We start from the raw sequence: 17,180 nt of genomic DNA, 5'->3' as shown, positions 1-17,180 counted from the left end.
GCTTCTATGTTTCAGTCGCAAGCGGTCATCGGCATTACAAATGCCCAGAAGAATCCCCCTTTAGAACAGTGCGTCTGGCCGGAGGACGCCCTCAACAACATCCCGGATTGGGTCTACACCAGCCAAGCCGTCTATGACCTAGAGATCGAGCGGATCTTTCGTGGGGATACTTGGAACTTTGTCGCTTTGGAGGCGGAGATTCCGAACCCGGGCGACTACAAACGCGGGTACGTCGGCTCCACGCCGGTAGTGGTCGCTCGTGCCGAAGACAGCACGATCTCTGTCTTTGAGAACCGCTGCGCCCATCGCGGCGCCGAATTCTGCCGCAGCAACCAAGGCAATGCGAAAGAATTCGTCTGCCCTTATCACCAGTGGTCGTATGACCTCAAAGGGAATCTGCAGGGCATACCTTTCAAGCGAGGTGTCGACAAGGTTGGCGGCATGCCGGCGAACTTCCGCAACGCCGACCACGGCACCCGCCAGCTGCGCGTGACAACGCGCAATGGAGTGGTGTTCGCCACGTACTCCGACAGGACCCCCTCTCTAGAAGAGTACATGACCAAGGAAATCGTCGACGAATTCGATGTCACCTTTCCCGGGAAAAAGCTCAAGATCCTCGGCTACTACCGCAACGAGCTCCCGTGCAACTGGAAGATGTACCACGAGAACCTCAAGGATCCGTACCACGCGACGCTGCTGCACTCGTTTCTCGTGGTGTTTGGTCTGCTGGTTCCAGGCATCAAGGCAAGCGTGTTCGCAGACCAGGAGCACGGGCGCCACGGCTACATGGCTTCCGCCAAGCCACAGCAGACGTACGCCACCGTCTCAGACGACAACAAGGCGGAGATGAGGTCGTTTGACGAGAACCTGAAGCTGCACGATGAGCGCTTCGTAGACTTCGTGCGGGAGTTCAACTCGCCCTGGTCTGCGTGCATGATGACTCTATGGCCGAACCTGATCGTCCAGCGCGAAATGAACACCTTGGGTGTGCGCCAGATCATCCCCAATGGCCCGCACAGCATGATCATGCAGTGGACCATTTTTGGTTATGAAGACGACACGCCGGAGATGACCAACCACCGCTTGCGCCAAGGCAACCTCATGGGCCCTGCCGGCTTCTTGGGCCTCGAAGATAACGAGGCACTGAAGTTCGTCCAGGACGGCTTGCGGCGCTCGAGCACTGACAACAATGTGCTCAAACTGGATGCTGACCAACTCGGCACAACGCGAGGCCTCATCTCGGAGTCCTGCATTCGCTCCCTCTACGCGTACTACCGCGGGGTCATGGACATTCCGGTCGCAGGGAGCGCAGCATGAGCAAGTTACTCGCCTACAAGTCTCCGACGATCTCGCCCATGCGGGCGGCTCATTTGCGCGCCGAGGTCGACGCCTTTCACGCAGAGTACTGCGCCGTGCTGGACGCGAACGAGATCGGGCGCTGGCCGGACTTTTTCAGCAACGATGCGACGTACCGGATTACCTCGCGCGAGAACGCGCTGCTGGACATGCCCGTGGGCCTCATCTACTGCGAGGGTCGCGACATGATCCGTGACCGAGCCATGGCCATCGCGAACTCACAGATGTTCGCACCGCGGCATATGCTGCACGTCCTCGGTATAACACGAGTGCTGGAGGAAGCTGAAGACACAATCAGCGCTCAGACGCCATTCCTCTTGATGCAGACCTTGATCGAGGGGCCCACCACCGTGCATCTGTCCGGAATCTTTCACGACCGCTTCGTGCGCCAGGAGGAACGGCTTCTGATTGCCAGCCGGCTTGTGGTGCATGACACCGAAATCCTGGCGACGTCCTTGGCGTACCCAGTCTGAGATCAGATATGTTCCAAATCAATCGCACCCCAAAAATCGCGCTCGAAGAGCACTTCTCCGCGCCAGGTTTCTCTGAGTATTCCGCTGACATGACGCGGTTGTTTCCGCCCGAAATCCTCGCTGAGCTTGGCGCAAGGCTGACCGACTTCGATGATCGGCGTCTGGCGGAAATGGATGCCGGCAACATCGAGTACGTCGTGCTGTCGCAAACGATGCCCGGCGTGCAGGCGGAGACGAACCGGGCTGTAGCCATACGTCGCGCGCGTGAGAATAACGAGTTCCTCGCTGGCCGGATTGCCCGGCATCCGCAACGCTTCGGCGCCTTCGCGCACGTGGCGCTGCAGGATCCCAAACTAGCCGCCGACGAGCTGGAGCGTACTGTTCGTGAATACGGCTTCAAAGGCGCGCTGATCAATGGCCATACTTTGGGGCGCTACTACGAGAGTCAAGACTTTGATGTGTTCTGGGAGAGGGCGGAGGCGCTAGGCGTGCCCATCTATCTGCACCCCACGCGCTTCAGCCAGGCCCCCGCGCTACTCGACGGCATGCCTGTGCTGCAGGGTGCCGTCTGGGGTTGGGGGGTGGAGACGGCTGGTCATGCCTTGCGCTTGCTGTTCGGAGGCGTGTTCGACCGGTTTCCGGGCCTCGTCTTGCTGTTGGGCCACATGGGCGAGTTCCTGCCGTACCAGCGCTGGCGGATGGACAGCCGCTACGCTGCCTATCCAATGGGCGTGAAGCTGAAGCGCAAACCGAGTGAATACATCGGAAGCAACATCCTGATCACAACATCTGGCGTGTGCTCTGTGCCCTCATTAATGGGAGCGATCGGCGAGATCGGGGCAGAGGCTGTGCTCTACTCCGTCGACTACCCCTACGAATCCACTGCGGAGGCCTGCAAGTTCATCGAGCAGGCGCCGCTGGACGACACAACCCGTGCGCTGATCTGCCATGGCAATGCTCGCCGGATCTTCAAGCTTGGCGGCTCGGGCAGCTCGGACGACTTAGCCCTCATGCAGTGCTAAAACCTCTCGTAGAAAGGACAAACAATGTCAGTCAGCGATTTTCAAATGATCAAGGCTTGGGACGAGGTTCTCAGGTTGAGCAACGTACGGGCCGGGCAGACGATTTCTATCCTGTGCGCCCCTCATACGCATCCACAGACGCTGCGCACGGCGACGATCGCGGCCCAAGCCGCTGGCGCGATCGTCACCAAGATCGAGCTGCCACCCATCAACGCGGAAAAAGCGACCAGCCGCGACCTGATGAACTACTTGGGCGAGACACCGCTCACCAACAATCCTGTTGCTCTCGCAGCATTGAAGAGCAGCGACCTCGTGCTGGACTTGATGTTGCTGCTGTTCTCGCCCGAACAGATGGAAATCCTGGACTCTGGAACCAAGATCCTCCTGGCCGTGGAGCCGCCCGAGATTTTGGTGCGCACCGTGCCAACTGCGGCCGATCGCAAACGAGTGCTGGAGGCATCGAAGCTGTTGCGCCGCGCAAAGCAGATGCACGTGACCTCGCCGGCTGGGACGGATGTGACTTTCCAGATCGGAGAGTTTCCAACGATCAGCGAGTACGGTTTCTGCGAAGAGCCTGGGCGCTGGGATCACTGGCCGAGCGGTTTCCTTTTCACGTTCGCCAATGAGGGTGGCAGCGACGGCACCATCGTTATCGATCGCGGCGACATCCTGCTGCCGCAGAAGAACTACGTTTCGGAGATGATCACGCTGAACTTGCGTGACGGTTTTGTGCGCGAAATCGAAGGCGGCGTCGACGCTGCAATGATGCGGGAGTTCATGGAGGCTTATAAAGACCCCGAGGCGTACGCCATGGCGCACATCGGCTGGGGCATGCAGCCGCGGTGCTACTGGCACACACTGTCACTGCTCGACCGAGAGCAGACGGTTGGCATGGACGCACGTGCGTTCGAAGGAAATTTCCTATTCTCGTTAGGGCCGAACAACGAGGTCGGCGGCCCGCGCACGACGGCCTGTCACCTCGACATCCCGCTGCGAAATTGTACGGTGAAGGTTGATGACACCGTCGTCGTGCGTGATGGCAAAGTCATCGAGGAAGCCTTCAATGAGCGCTGACCATACCATCTACCAGAAGCAGGGCTTCGGCGCCACCATGCCTCCAAAGGCGCCGTATGGTCTGCTGATCGTCGACTTCATCAATGGGTTCGCCGATCCAGGCAGATTTGGCGGCGGCAATATCCATGCCGCCATCGAGTGCACGCGCGGATTGCTTGCAGAGGCGCGGTCCCGCAGATGGCCGGTTGCACATACGAGAGTCGTGTATCAAGACGATGGCGCCGATGCCAACATCTTCGCGCTGAAGGTACCAACGATCCTGTCCTTGCGCGAGGACGCGGAGGGAAGCCAGATCGTGCCACAGCTGCAGCCTGTTGGCGGCGAACTGGTGCTGCGAAAGACAAATCCTTCCGCATTTTTTGGGACGTCACTCGCCAGCTGGTTGTCACAACGCAGTGTGCAGACCTTGCTGATTGCAGGATGCACGACCAGCGGGTGCGTGCGCGCCAGCGTGGTCGACGCCATGTGCCATGGGTTTCGACCGCTGGTTGTCACTGATTGCGTAGGCGACAGGTCGCTGCAAGCTCATGACGCCAATTTATTCGACATGAATCAGAAGTACGCGACCTTGATGTTCCGCGATGACGCCCTTGATGCAACAGCTGCATTCGAAGCTCAATTGAGCTAGGAGCTGCGTAGGAAGCTCGCTCATCCAAAAAGGGAGGGCGTTCCTCTAGCCCGGAAAAAGGGCGGAGCTTTCGAGTCTATTCCGGACCACGGATGATCTCTGCATCCGTGGTCCGGATCTCTGGTCCAGAGAAGGTATTAGTTGGGACGAAGACTTCCGCGCTGTTTCGATGCGTGACGAAGAGCTCCCTTTAATCATGTGGAGAAGAGTGAGCGCTAGTACTGCCACGCCACTAACTAGGCCGCTTTGCAAATGGAGTTGGCTCTCAATTTTTCCATTCTTCCTCTTTGACGTAAGGATCCGCAAATGACACGACCCCATCATGAGCTTTCTGAACTTCGACAGAATTGGCGCATCGTGATCGGTTGTTTCCTCGGTCTCGCTAGTGGTGTTTCATCGCTCTACTTCTACAGTGCTGGGTTGTTTCTAAAGCCCGTCGCCGCCGAGTTCGGCTGGAGCCGAGGTACCGCGTCGCTGGGTCCCTTGGTCAGCATACTCTTGCTCGGATGCGCGGCCCCCTTTATTGGGCAAGTGATTGACCGGTACGGTGCACGACGGGCCGCGCTGTGCTCGCTGATTGGACTTTCGTGTTCGTTCATTCTGCTCGGGTATCTGACGCAAGGGCTAGCCAGCTTTCTGACGCTAGTCACCGTCCTAACAATTGTTGGCGGGGCAACATCGCCGGTGTCATTTACCCGTATTTTGGTGGCTAAATTCTCGAGACAGCGCGGCTTGGCTCTCGGCATCGCCATTACAGGAACCGGTGCAGGGGCGATCCTGACTCCGCTAATGGTGACGCCGGCCATCGCCAGTTTCGGCTGGCGAGCGACGTACTTCGCTCTCGCTGCGGTGGCCTTGGCGTTTGTGCCCGTAATCGCCTTTTTCCTGCGAGGTGCAGACTCCGTTGTTGGTGAGGAAAGGAAGGCCTCTGGCTCGAAAGGCAGTCTGCGGGTTTTGGCCGACCCAAGTTTCCTCCGCATCGCCGCGATCTTCCTGTTGTGCTCCATGGGCATCTTCGGCACGATCGTGCACGTAGTGCCCATGCTGACTGACATTGGCATCGCGCCGGTCCGCGCAGCTCGTCTTGCTAGCATCCTCGGCGCTGCAGTGATTGTTGGCCGTATTGTCACGGGTCTGTTGCTCGACCTGTTCGAAGCGGCACTGCTATCCGCCACGCTTTTTCTTTTCTCCGCTGCCGGCATGCTGGTCTTGGCTGTAGGGGGGGCGGATCTCGTCCTCGTCGGCTTGCTCCTCACGGGGTTCTCGGTTGGCGCAGAGTTCGATCTCGCCGCCTACCTCGTCGGCCGACGTTTCCCACTGAAACGCTATAGCACGACCTTCGGCGGCGTGTACGCGGCCGTGGCGATTGGTGGCGGTGTTGGCCCGTTCCTGGCGGGACAACTCTTTGATCATTCGGGCAGTTATGTGTATTGGCTCTATCTCGCAGCCGGGGTGCTTCTAGTCGCCGCATTGATTTCCTTTACGGAACGAAGCGGCACACGCCTGGCTACGCGAGCTGCAGTGCCAGCTGGAAGCTTGAGGGATGACAAGTGATAGCCCGCGAGTTGGAAGGGCGTTTCCGGGAAGTGTGAGCGAAGTCTCTGATGCTTCACGGGTAAAGCTGTGAGCAAGATGGCGCGATGTGGGGCCGCGTGCATTTGGGTTAGCCCAACGAGTAGCTCTGAAGAGGTTGAGCATGGAGAATCTGGATGTGACGGTGCTGCGAAAGCTGCGTGATTGGCGTACGGCCGGAAAGCGGGCCTTGCTCGCGACCGTAGTTCGTACTTGGGGGTCGTCGCCCCGTCCGGTTGGCTCAATCATGGCCTTGTGCGAAAGCGGTGCGGTCGTGGGCTCCGTTTCAGGAGGCTGCATTGAGGACGACCTAATTTATCGCTACGCACAGACACTTACGGGCGACGACCCAAGTCAAGCCTTACCTCTCGGATTGCCAGACTTCATGAAGTACGGCATCACGGCAGACGAGGCGCATCGCTTCGGCCTGCCATGCGGAGGCACGTTGGAACTACTGCTGGAGCACGATCCGGACGCGCAGGCGCTTGTAGCCCTGGTTCAGTCGCTCGAGGCGGGTCAGTTGATGCAGCGGGAGGTTCGTCTGGCCGACGGCGTCATCAGCCTTTCAAAGACCGATCAGCCTGCCGAGCTCGTAGTGGACGAACAGCGGGTTCGCAACACATTCGGTCCCGAGTACCGCATGCTTCTTATCGGCGCCGGGCAATTAACAGAGTACTTAGCGACGATGGCCCTGTTCAGTGGCTTCGCCGTAATCGTGTGTGATCCGCGAGAAGAATACCGCGGTTCCTGGAGTGTGCCAGGTGCGACGATTGTCTCCGATATGCCCGACGACGTCGTTGTGGAGTTTCGCCCCGACCGCCGCAGTTGCGTCGTGGCGCTTACCCACGATCCCAAATTGGACGATCTTGCGTTGCTGGAAGCGGTGAAGTCTGAGGCCTTCTACGTGGGCGCCATTGGCAGTCGTCGCAACAACGAAGCTCGGCGGCGCCGCTTCATCGAACACTTCGGGGAGACCGAAGAATCTCTGGCAGGACTGCGTGGACCGATTGGAATCTACATCGGCAGCAAGACACCTCCCGAGATCGCTGTGAGCGTGATGGCAGAGATTCTGGCGTTCAAGAACGGAGTGAAGCTTGCTCAGGACATGGACATAGCAAGCGCGAAGAACGGGCTGGCGTGCGGAAAAAATCAAGATCGTCTTATCACGCGAATTGATCACGCGCTGCGAAATAGTCGCGGTGAACGTTTTCTTGCGAACTAGTTGACCCCTTGACGCAGGGGGAGCGTCAACGAGGGCTAATCCCTTATTGAGTTGCTTACTGCCAACGTGGCCGGCATCGGCGCGCTGGTTCGGGTAAGTGCGCTCGCGCTCGATGATTAGGAAGACGAGCGCCAAGAAAGAAATAGCAATTTGCAGTACCCACCCACAAAAGAACGAGGAGAGAGCTTCATGAGACCGAAGGCGATGGCCACAGCCGCACTGCTGGCCAGTATGGGGAGCGCAGTCGCGCAGTCTAGCGTCACGCTATACGGCGTGGTGGATATGAACATCGAATACGCCAATCATGTCGGCAGCATACCGACCGCAACGAATGGCTTTAACCCGGGTCCGTCGAACAATGTCGTCCGCATGAATTCGGGCGGTTGGGCTGGATCGCGCTGGGGTCTGCGCGGCACCGAGGACCTTGGTGGGGGTCTTAAAAGTCTGTTTGTACTGGAGAACGGCTTTAACCTCGATACCGGCACTCTGCAGCAGAGCGGCCGCCTATTTGGTCGTCAGGCTTTTGTCGGGCTGTCGAAAGATGGTATCGGTCAGATTACCTTTGGTCGACAGTACACCTCGCTGTTCGATGCGCTTGCGAACTTCTCTCCTACCGCATTCGCTACGCAGTACGAGCCGGTGGTGCTGGAGACGGGCGCCAACTTCCGTGAGGACAATGCGATAAAATATAGAGGCCAGTTCGGCCCGGTGACCGCAACGACGCACTGGTCATTCGGTACCGGCTTGGCGCTACCAGCCTCAGTCGGAATCTCGACTCCAATCGGTGGCAATGGCGAAGCTCCGGGAGCATTTCGCCGCGACTCCGCCTATGGCGCTGCCATTGCGTATTCGAGCGGTCCCGTCGGCGTAACTGTTGCCTATGACCAGTGGAACCCGACGATCGGCGCGAGCAGTGGCACGATGAAGAAGGCGGCGCTTGGGGCCAGCTACTCGTTCAGTGAAACCGCGAGGGTCATGGGCGGTTATCGCTGGGGCCAGAATAAGAACGCGTCTGGCGAGCTTATCCAGCGTGACAATTTCTATTGGATCGGCGCAACTTATCAGGTCACGCCCGCCATCGGCCTGGCGCTTGAGTACAACTATGACGACATGAAGAATCTGTACGGGATCAATGCGCCCAACCCGTGGCAAGTTTTGCTTCTAGCAAACTATGCATTGTCCAAACGCACGGACCTGTACTTGTCCACGGCCTACGCAAAGAATGCAGGGCTGATGCTTGAGTCTCTTGGCACCTTTTATGCGAACACGCTAGCCCTTGGCAACAGCTACGCTCTGGCCAATGGCCAAAGTAACATGCTGGGCGTCGCCATCGGCGTTCGCCACAAGTTCTGAGCATGGAGGGTCCGACGCAACAGGGCTGGGCTCCGCTGTTTGGCCGACACTGCTGCGTCGAGCTTCCTTTTGGCTATGCCGGTGTAGGTGCCGGCGTAGTTTTTCTTTGGCTCTTCGCCGATCTTCGTGATCGCTTAGAAACAAAAATGGCCAACACGCCCACCACTGCTATCTTGGAGTTAGGGCACAACAAGAATCAGGAAGATGGAGGTTGGCCCCACGCAATTGCATGGCCCAGCTCGACTGCTGGGAAGGCTATCGCATAGGCGGTAGCTGGGAGGAGTCCCGGCGGTCTTGCATCATCCGGCTAGAACCCAAAGGACGTCGGAGGCGCTGCTGCGATACTGGGCAACTTGTATTCCTACCGCGATTCGACGCTCTGAAAGGTTGTCGGGGGTGCAAAATCTGGTTGGGGGGAGGGCTGGCAGGAGTGCCGGCCACTCGGGGGCTTTGTTCCGATGACGCGGGACGAGGCCCGCACCGTTCGATATGCACTAGGAAAATCCGCACGACGAAGAGATCGGCAGAGTTAGGCGTCCTCGAGAAGGCGCCGTCGGATGTAGGCAGTTCCCTCCATTAGCCGACGGGCCGTTCGGGTGAAATGCACTTCGCGGACTGCCCACTCGTCGTTTGCAGATCGTTCGACGTGCGCGTAGATACCCAGCACCCCGCTCGGATGACCGATTCGGATGCGCGCCGGGCCGACGTGGCGGGCACGCACTTCGGCGGGGATCGATCCCGCGATCTGCGCCGCCACGGACAGGCAGACGGAACCTCCACCCGGAAATGCTTTATGCATGACCCCGCCTTTGAGCACCATGCGGGCGACCAGGTCGACCTCCGATGCGTTGACGATGCGGTCACCCGCGACGTTTCGATAATCCTGCGCTGGGCCGACGAGGATTTGATATGGCGTGATCGTGGTTTCTAAGCCACAACGCTCGGCAGCCCAAGCCCGAACCTCTTCGGCAGCCTCATAGACTCGGGGGCCTAGCTGACCGGGCAGTTCCGTACCGGTGGCCCCTAGGTCCGCGGCTCGGATGAACACGCAGACCGTACCGACGTCAACGATGGAAACGGCAATCTCCCGGTCAAGCTTCGAGACATACACCTTGTCAATCGCGTTCCCGGTGGGGAGCAGCTTGCCAGTCGCGCCTCCACTAGTGTCCGAGTAGTCTAGCGAGACTTCTGCTCCGGTTCCTGGTACGCCATCCACCTCGCAGTCGCCTTCCACCCTGGGTTCGCCATCAGCGCAATTGATATTCATGCGCAAGATCTTCCCGGTGTTGGTGTTGTGCACGCGTACAGTTGTGACTGGTTCTTGCACGGCAATCAGCGACTCCTGCAATGCATAGACACCGGTGGCGGAAGAAATGTTGCCGCAGACGATCTCGTAGTTCACGGTTGGCTCGTCGATGCCGATTTGCACAAAAGTGTAGTCAATGTCAGCGTCTGGCCGCGTTGGGGGACCAATGATGGCGCATTTACTTGTAAGGATATCGGCTCCGCCAAGCCCATCAATCTGACGTACGTCAGGACTGCCGAAAAGTGCGAGTAGAAACTTTCGGCGCATCTCTGGATCTTGGGGCAAATGCCGCTGTGCAAGGAAGACGGCTTTGCTCGTGCCGCCCCGCATGAGAGTGACGGGCACGCGAACTTGTTCTTTCATACTCGGCATCTATGTGGTTGGTTCGTCGGAGTATGTTCGTCTTCGCCTGCATCGTCATTTCATTTCGACTCCTGTCCCTTTAGAAGCGCTAAAGACTTTTCGCATTGTTCAGCCAAACTAAACAATGACAAACAAAACTCCAATGACTCCGCCGCGCCGGATGGTCAAAGTTGACCCTGCAGTGGCGATCGCCACCTGGATTGGAGACATCTTTGAAGATCAGCAAACGAACGGAACCCCATTTCCGCGAGAACCCTGGCGGCATGGTTCTCGTTGCCACCCGCGTTGGGGGCAATCCGCTTCAGTTCCCGCCAATCGTATTCGTGCATGGTGAGGAGCAGGCAGAAGAGATTGAACTCGGCCCGATCGGACGTCTGTACAGCTATACCGTCGTTCACCCCGGTAAGGACAAGACACCTTACGGCCTCGCGATGGTTGATTTCGAGCCTGACGTGCGTGCATTTGGGCGGCTGCTCTTTGACGGTCAGCCTCCCGCAATCGGCAGCACCTTGCGCATCGTGCCTTTTGCGCTAACAGACGGCACTCCYGATTACGCTTTCCAAGAATAAAGCCATGAATCAACCACTGATCACCGGCGTCGGCATCACCAATTTTGGTCGATTCCCGGAGTTGACCGAAGAAGCACTGGCGCAATCCGCAATTCTTGACGCTCTGACCGATGCCGGCATAACCATTTCCGACGTACAAGCATTCTACTGTGGCAACGCTCTTGGAGCATCCTTGCCGGGTCAGCGCGCCCTGCGTGAGCTCCACACAAAGGGTGGGGCAGTCTACAACGTGGACAATGCTTGCTCGAGCGGCGCCACCGCATTGAACCTTGCGCTGCAGGCGCTTAAGGTAGGTCAGTACGACACTGTGGTCGTGTTCGGCATGGATCAACTGAGTAGCCTCGGTGGCGGACCACTGCAGCTCAGCCAGCACGACTGGAATAACAAGCGCGGCATGATCATGCCCGCTCTTTATGCCATGCGGGCGAAGCGGTACCTGTACGAACACGGCTTGGAACCTGAGACACTCGCGGATATCTCCGTCAAGAACCGAAAGCATGGCGTTCTGAATCCGATTGCCAAGTTCGCGAAGCTTGCCACGCGCGAGGAGATTCTTGCATCTCGCGCGGTCGCTGAGCCGCTCACGCTGCTGCAATGCTGTCCCGCTGTAGTTGACGGGGCAGCCGCTGTTGTATTGAGCACCAAGCCCTCTTCCGGTGTGGCGAAACCTGTCCGGGTCCTCGCGTCGGTTGTGCAGTCCGGCCTTTTCGAAACGGAGCCGGTCGACATGACGGAGGCAGAGATTACTGCTCGCGCCGCGGAACTCGCCTATGAACAAGCTGGCATTGGACCTGGTGACCTAAGTCTGCTGGAGGTTCACGACGCGTTCACCATTTCTGAGTTGCTGTACTACGAGGCATTGGGCCTGTGCGACCGCGGCGGGGCGGCCAGCCTGTTGGCAAGCGGCGCTACGGCGTTGGGCGGACGGGTGCCCGTGAATCCGAGTGGTGGCCTTCTAGCGAAAGGGCATCCGCCCGGCGCAACTGGTATTGCGCAAATCGTCGAGGTATGTGAGCAACTCCAGAACCGAGCAGGTGCACGCCAGGTGCAAGGTGCGCGGTTCGGCCTCACGCAAGTCACCGGCGGTGGAATCTGGGGCGTGGATCACGCAGCCTGCTCCATCCACATTCTCTCACTCTGACCATAAGCACATGAATCAGATCACCACTTCCGCTACAGGGGCGCCGTCCACGCTGGACGGTCTTGTTGCTATTGTCACTGGCGGTGCAAAGGGCATTGGATTTGGCATTGCGCGTACGTTGGCTCAAGCTGGTTGCCGTATCGCGCTATGGGATCTTGACGAGACGGCACTGCGGCAGGCCAGGCAGGCACTTGTTGGCGAAGGCGCAGAAGTCGACACGTTCTCGGTCGATGTGAGCTCCGTCGAGCCGGTGGAAGCCGCTGTCGCCCAGATTGTTGCAGCCCACGGACGCGTTGACATCCTTGTGAACAATGCCGGAATCGGCGGCGATAGGCTCGTGTCCAAAATGGATTTGGATTTTTGGAAGCGGGTTATCCAGGTGAACCTCGACTCGCAGTTCATCTGCGCGAAGGCAGTCTTGGCGCACATGGCTGAGAACAAGTTTGGTCGCATCATCAACATCAGCTCACGTGCGTGGCTGGGCAACCGCGGGCAAGCTGCATATTCGGCTTCCAAGGGTGCCGTCGTCAGCCTGACGCGTTCTCTTGCGTTGGAGTATGCGCGCAAAGGCATTACCGTGAACGCGGTGGCGCCTGGCATCGTCGATACGCCTTTGTTCGCATCATTAACAGAGGAAGTTAAGCAAAGCCTGCAAAAGTCTGTACCGATGGAGCGCATCGGCAGGCCGGCGGATATTGGCCAGGCCGTCCGATTCTTTGCGGAACCAGGCTCGAGCTACGTGACCGGCCAACTTTTGTACGTATGTGGCGGCCGAAGCCTCAGTAGCCCGTCCGTCTAGCGATCTGATGTAATTCCGAGAACTCCCAAACGCTACTTAAGCATCACATGCTAGCAAACACATTCAGCGGATTGAAAGTGGTCGACTTCACCCAAGTGATGGCGGGTCCTACCTGCACACTTTGCTTGGCGGATCTTGGGGCCGAGGTAGTGAAGGTCGAAACTCCCTCGGGAGACCTCGCCCGCGCACTCTCTCCGTGGGTCAACGGCGAAGGAGTTCCATTCCTGGCCCTGAATCGCAACAAGCGCAGCGTTGTTCTCGATCTTAAGCAACCGGAACATCTGGAAGCAGCGCGGCAACTCATCGCAGAGGCAGACGTGCTGGTGGAGAGCTTCCGTCCGGGTGTGATGGCGCGATTTGGGCTTGACTATGCCACGGTGGCAGAGAGGAATCCGAAACTGGTCTATTGCTCGGTGTCAGCCTATGGACAGCTTGGATCCACCCGGGATTTGCCTGGTGTGGACGGTGTGTTGCAAGCGGTGAGTGGGCTCATGAGCGTCACGGGATCGCAGGGCGGAGAGCCCTGCAAGGTCCAAGTGCCGGTTGTCGATCTCGTTACGGGGTATCTAGCCACTATCTCGGTCCTTGCTGCCCTTGCAGAGCGGCAGAAAAATGGAAGGGGGCAGCATGTGGAAGCCAGCATGTTCGCGAGCGCCATCGCGTTGCAGCACACGACCTTCGCTACCTACTTCGCAGACGGCAAAGTGCCAGGCCCACAGGGAAATGCCGCACCATACGCCACGCCAAACGAAGCGTTGCGGTGCTCCGACGGATGGATCATGGTCGCGGCATACCACCCCGCGCGCTGGGAGGCCTTGTGTGGGGCGATCGGGGTCCCGGAGCTCGCCAATGATCCGCGATTCTGTGATAACAAGAGTCGCCTGCAGCATCGTGACGCGCTGCTGGGTGCGCTGGAATCGCACATGGGTGCTCGTCCTCGAGCATTCTGGCTCGAGCAGTTCGCCGCCGTGGACATCATCTGCGGACCAATCAATGATTACGCCGAAGTGGTCCAGTCGACAGCCTTCGTCGAAGGGGAGCTTGCTGAGTCCATGCAGCATCCCGTTGCAGGGGCGCTGACAATGCCGCGCAGCATGATCGGCGCCGTCGGGGAGCGGCCCCATGCGCGTCGTCCCGCGCCAACCATCGGGCAGCACACGCGCGAAGTCCTTACCGAGATGGGCTTTCCCGATGACAGCATTGAGGCTGTAGTGGCATCCATTCCCCAAAGAAACTGAATTGTATCCATGTCGATTACGTTGAGTATCCATGACGGCGTTGCGCTCGTCACTCTAAACCGGCCCGATGCGATGAACGCAATCGACCCCGAGTCGAACGAGAAATTGCTCGAGGCGTGGGATGAGGTCTCGCGGAACGAAGCTATCCGAGTCCTTGTCGTGACGGGCGCAGGAGATCGGTCGTTTTGCACCGGCGCTGACCTAAAGAAGACGATGCCCCCCGCGGAAAGTGCGGCGAGCCTGCTCTACGGGGGCGGCACAAGGGGCTTGAATTTCGGGTCACTCCAGACCCAGAAGCCAGTCATCGCAGCTGTCAATGGCTATGCACTGGGCGGCGGACTTGAGCTGGCCCTGTTGGCGGATATCCGAATCTGTTCGGACAATGCGCAGTTTGGCTTGCCGGAGGTACGGGTGGGGAGCATACCAGGCGCTGGCGGCACACAACGTCTAGTTCGCGCGGTTGGTCAGTCGGACGCGATGTGGATGCTTCTGACTGGCGAACGGATCGATGCCGCGGAGGCACTGAGGATCGGCCTGGTCAGCAAAGTTGTGCCTCTCGCTGCTTTGCGGGACACCGCACTCGCGCTTGCAGGAAACATGGCGGCGAATGCTCCGCTGGCAATGACGGCGGTCAAGGGGTTGGCCATGAGCGGGCGGGAGCTTTCGCTAGCTGCTGGATTGGAGCTGGAGCGGCAGGCGTTTGGCTTGTTAAGGGATACAGAAGACCGATTGGAAGGCCGGCGCGCGTTTGCGGAGAAGCGCGCACCTGTTTTCCGTGGGCGCTGATCGGTGAGCTGAGGCACGAGCTTCGGCAGAAGATGAATCATGAAAGGCGGCGACAGACCGCCTACTTACTGCAGGTCCCCGGCAACGTCATCGCAACGTAGCCAAAACACAAAACGGAGACAATAGTAGAGCCATGAAACGCAGACAAGTCCTCACAACCCTTGGCATTGGGGCCATCAGCGGTAGCCGATTGGTCCGGGCCCAAGCTTTTGGAGCTTCTGACCGCACTGTCCGGATCATTCTGGGATTTCCTGCTGGTGGCGCGACCGACGCGATTGCGAGAATCGTGGCCCCGCACCTGGAAAAGCCACTTAACGCAAAAGTGATTGTCGAGAACAAGCCAGGCGCCGGCGCACGTATCGCAAATACCTACGTGAAGGCGGCAAAGCCGGACGGCAATACGTTGCTTCTCACTTCGTCTTCGTTGATGGCAGTCTATCCGCACGCCTATAAGAACCTGGGCTACGATCCGTTGCGAGATTTTGTGCCGGTGACGTCTGTCGTGAATATGGAGTTCGGCTACATTGCAAGCACTGCCGCGGCACCCAAAGTCACGACGCTGCGCGAGTATGTCCAATGGGTGAAAGCGAACCCACTAAACGGAAACTATGGGGCGGTAGGAACGGGTTCTATCCCGCATTTTCTCGGGTTTCTCCTTGCGCGAGCCGGTGGTATCCAACTGAATCACGTTCCGTTTAACGGAGGTGCGCCTCATCTGCAGGCGCTCAACGGCGGACAGATTCCTTTCGGTATTGACGTCCTTGCGGGGATTGTTCCCCATCTGTCGACAGGCAGACTTAGGCTTTTGGCAACGAGCGGCACTGAACGTAGTGTGCCAGGTGTTCCGACCGCGTCCGAGGCAGGCTTCCCGGATTTGGCTACTGAGGATTACACAGGACTGTTCTATCCAGCGGCCACTCCGAACAAATTTGTACAACAAGTGCAGGGCGCGGTGAAGAGCGCGCTGCAGCAGCCTAGTGTGCAGGAGAGCTTTCGACTGCTGACATTTAAGCCCAGTGGCGCAGACTCTGCCCAGTTCACGCAGCGGGTCAACTCTGACTTTTACAGGTGGCGAAAGGTCGTCGCGGACTCGGGCTTCAAACCGCTCGACTGAGTCCGTCTCTTCATACGAAGTCTTGTCAGTAGCCAACTTGGAGAAGAAGAGCTTGAGACAACCTTATAGATCACGTTTCTTTCGTCTGGCGACGTTCATCTCTGTCATGTACTCCCTTGTGTCGCCGGCCCTCGCACAGCACGGGCCTGCCGCTCCCGCAAGGATACTCGTGGGCTTTTCACCAGGTGGCACACTGGACGTCGTCGCACGAGCGCTGGCCGAGTACCTGCACGAACCGCTTAATCGCACTGTCGTTGTAGAGAACAAACCTGGGGCAGGCGGGCGCATTGCGGTAGAAGCGTTGCGTGCGGCGCCGGCGGACGGAAGCGTGGCGATGTTATGTCCGGACTTCCTGACATCTATCTATCCGTCCGTTTTCAGGAAGCTCAATTACGTACCGGAGAAGCACATCCGCCCGGTGTCGACCGTTGCCGAGTTTGCAATGGCTCTGGCTGTGCCAGCATCCTCTCCAGTCAAAACCTTTGCAGAGTATGCGGTGTGGGTACGCGCACATTCCGACAAGGCGAATTTCGGCCATGCTGCCTCCGGAGGTCCAACTCACTTCCTAGGTCTGCAAATTGGGAAGAAGATTGGCACGCCTCTTGAGGACGTTCCCTTTCAGGGCGCTGCACCGATGATCAACAACCTGATTGGCGGAAACGTCGCGGCAGGAACCTCAACAGTGGGAGATTTTGCGCAGTATCACAATGCGGGAAAGCTACGCGTCCTTGCTATCACATCTGCGCAACGCTCACTGCTCCTTCCTGACGTGCCCACATTTGCCGAACTCGGTTTTAAGGACCTGACCGCGGTGGGGACGTTGGCGATATGTCTGCCGCCTCAGGCACCTGCAAGCACCGTAGCGCAATGGAGCACCGCCATCGGGAAGGCAGTTAGAGACGACAGGTTCGCAAGCAAGATCCGAACGCTTGGCTTCGTCAGCGCCGGCAGCTCTCCAGCCGAGGCGATTTCTAAGTTCAACGTATTGCGCAGTTTTTGGGAACCTATTATTAACTGGACAGTGCCAAGTTCTTCTACGCTGCCCGCTGCATGGGTGGCCAATCGTGGAGGGGACCGTCTTGGCGCCTATATTTGTCGAGGATTTTCGTGAGGCCTGGTACCGAACTGCAAGTCGCGAAAAATGTTGGCAGGCCTGAGCGAGCG

At 58.5% G+C, this 17,180-nt stretch carries 16 protein-coding genes; 15 read left to right on the top strand and 1 reads right to left on the bottom strand.

Translation table 11 applies throughout. The features are described 5' to 3' along the window. Nucleotides 1-6: 6 nt before the first annotated feature. The 8 genes from AB4061_RS08985 (at nt 7) to AB4061_RS08950 (ending at nt 8,700) form a co-directional block, all read left to right on the top strand. On the top strand, nt 7-1,317 hold the full coding sequence (locus AB4061_RS08985; protein WP_441632892.1) for an aromatic ring-hydroxylating oxygenase subunit alpha: 1,311 nt from the start codon (nt 7-9) through the stop codon (nt 1,315-1,317). Further along, nucleotides 1,314-1,829 carry an aromatic-ring-hydroxylating dioxygenase subunit beta gene (locus AB4061_RS08980; RefSeq protein ID WP_441632890.1) on the top strand — a complete coding sequence of 172 codons (516 nt, stop codon included), beginning with the start codon at nt 1,314-1,316 and terminating at the stop codon, nt 1,827-1,829. The genes AB4061_RS08985 and AB4061_RS08980 overlap by 4 nt, the downstream gene beginning before the upstream one ends. Before the next feature lie 17 nt (nt 1,830-1,846). After that, nucleotides 1,847-2,851 (top strand): amidohydrolase family protein, encoded by a 1,005-nt coding sequence (locus AB4061_RS08975; protein WP_441633178.1) that lies wholly within the window; start codon nt 1,847-1,849, stop codon nt 2,849-2,851. Between the two features lie 24 nt (nt 2,852-2,875). Next, on the top strand, nt 2,876-3,925 hold the full coding sequence (locus tag AB4061_RS08970; RefSeq protein ID WP_441632888.1) for a 2,5-dihydroxypyridine 5,6-dioxygenase: 1,050 nt from the start codon (nt 2,876-2,878) through the stop codon (nt 3,923-3,925). Next, nucleotides 3,915-4,553: an isochorismatase family protein gene (locus AB4061_RS08965; protein WP_441632886.1), complete on the top strand. Its 639-nt coding sequence runs from the start codon at nt 3,915-3,917 to the stop codon at nt 4,551-4,553. Before AB4061_RS08970 ends, AB4061_RS08965 begins: the two co-directional genes overlap by 11 nt. A 306-nt stretch (nt 4,554-4,859) precedes the next feature. Next, a complete protein-coding gene (locus AB4061_RS08960; protein WP_441632884.1) occupies nt 4,860-6,107 on the top strand; it encodes an MFS transporter in 1,248 nt (415 codons plus the stop codon). A 142-nt stretch (nt 6,108-6,249) separates the two neighbouring features. Further along, nucleotides 6,250-7,347, top strand: coding sequence for an XdhC family protein (locus AB4061_RS08955; protein ID WP_441632882.1), 1,098 nt, complete (start codon nt 6,250-6,252; stop codon nt 7,345-7,347). Nucleotides 7,348-7,536: 189 nt separating this feature from the next. Beyond that, entirely contained in the window at nt 7,537-8,700 is a 1,164-nt protein-coding gene (locus AB4061_RS08950) for a porin (RefSeq protein ID WP_441632880.1), read from the top strand. 529 nt (nt 8,701-9,229) lie between these two features. Here AB4061_RS08950 and AB4061_RS08945 read toward each other — a convergent pair. Continuing rightward, nucleotides 9,230-10,369: a PrpF domain-containing protein gene (locus AB4061_RS08945; protein ID WP_441632878.1), complete on the bottom strand. Its 1,140-nt coding sequence runs from the start codon at nt 10,367-10,369 to the stop codon at nt 9,230-9,232. Between the two features lie 212 nt (nt 10,370-10,581). On the opposite strand from AB4061_RS08945, the gene AB4061_RS08940 reads away from it, so the two are divergent. From AB4061_RS08940 to AB4061_RS08910, 7 genes are all read left to right on the top strand, one after another. Next, nucleotides 10,582-10,938 (top strand): Zn-ribbon domain-containing OB-fold protein, encoded by a 357-nt coding sequence (locus AB4061_RS08940; protein ID WP_441632876.1) that lies wholly within the window; start codon nt 10,582-10,584, stop codon nt 10,936-10,938. Nucleotides 10,939-10,942: 4 nt separating this feature from the next. Next, the gene (locus AB4061_RS08935; protein ID WP_441632874.1) at nt 10,943-12,079 is read left to right on the top strand and encodes a thiolase family protein; all 1,137 of its coding nucleotides are present in this window, start codon (nt 10,943-10,945) and stop codon (nt 12,077-12,079) included. 10 nt (nt 12,080-12,089) lie between these two features. After that, nucleotides 12,090-12,878: an SDR family NAD(P)-dependent oxidoreductase gene (locus AB4061_RS08930; protein ID WP_441632872.1), complete on the top strand. Its 789-nt coding sequence runs from the start codon at nt 12,090-12,092 to the stop codon at nt 12,876-12,878. Between the two features lie 47 nt (nt 12,879-12,925). Further along, nucleotides 12,926-14,116, top strand: a complete 1,191-nt coding sequence (locus AB4061_RS08925) for a CaiB/BaiF CoA transferase family protein (protein ID WP_441632870.1) — start codon at nt 12,926-12,928, stop codon at nt 14,114-14,116. 9 nt (nt 14,117-14,125) lie between these two features. Then, nucleotides 14,126-14,902: an enoyl-CoA hydratase/isomerase family protein gene (locus AB4061_RS08920; RefSeq protein WP_441632868.1), complete on the top strand. Its 777-nt coding sequence runs from the start codon at nt 14,126-14,128 to the stop codon at nt 14,900-14,902. A 133-nt stretch (nt 14,903-15,035) separates the two neighbouring features. After that, nucleotides 15,036-16,016, top strand: a complete 981-nt coding sequence (locus AB4061_RS08915; protein ID WP_441632866.1) for a tripartite tricarboxylate transporter substrate-binding protein — start codon at nt 15,036-15,038, stop codon at nt 16,014-16,016. A gap of 169 nt (nt 16,017-16,185) precedes the next feature. After that, complete coding sequence (locus tag AB4061_RS08910; RefSeq protein ID WP_441632864.1) at nt 16,186-17,127, top strand: Bug family tripartite tricarboxylate transporter substrate binding protein; 942 nt, start codon at nt 16,186-16,188, stop codon at nt 17,125-17,127. Nucleotides 17,128-17,180: the final 53 nt, after the last annotated feature.

The sequence above is a fragment of the Cupriavidus sp. YAF13 genome, assembly GCF_052113425.1.
In the GTDB taxonomy this organism is placed as follows: Bacteria; Pseudomonadota; Gammaproteobacteria; order Burkholderiales; family Burkholderiaceae; genus Cupriavidus.
This window is presented reverse-complemented; position numbering and strand designations above follow the sequence as displayed.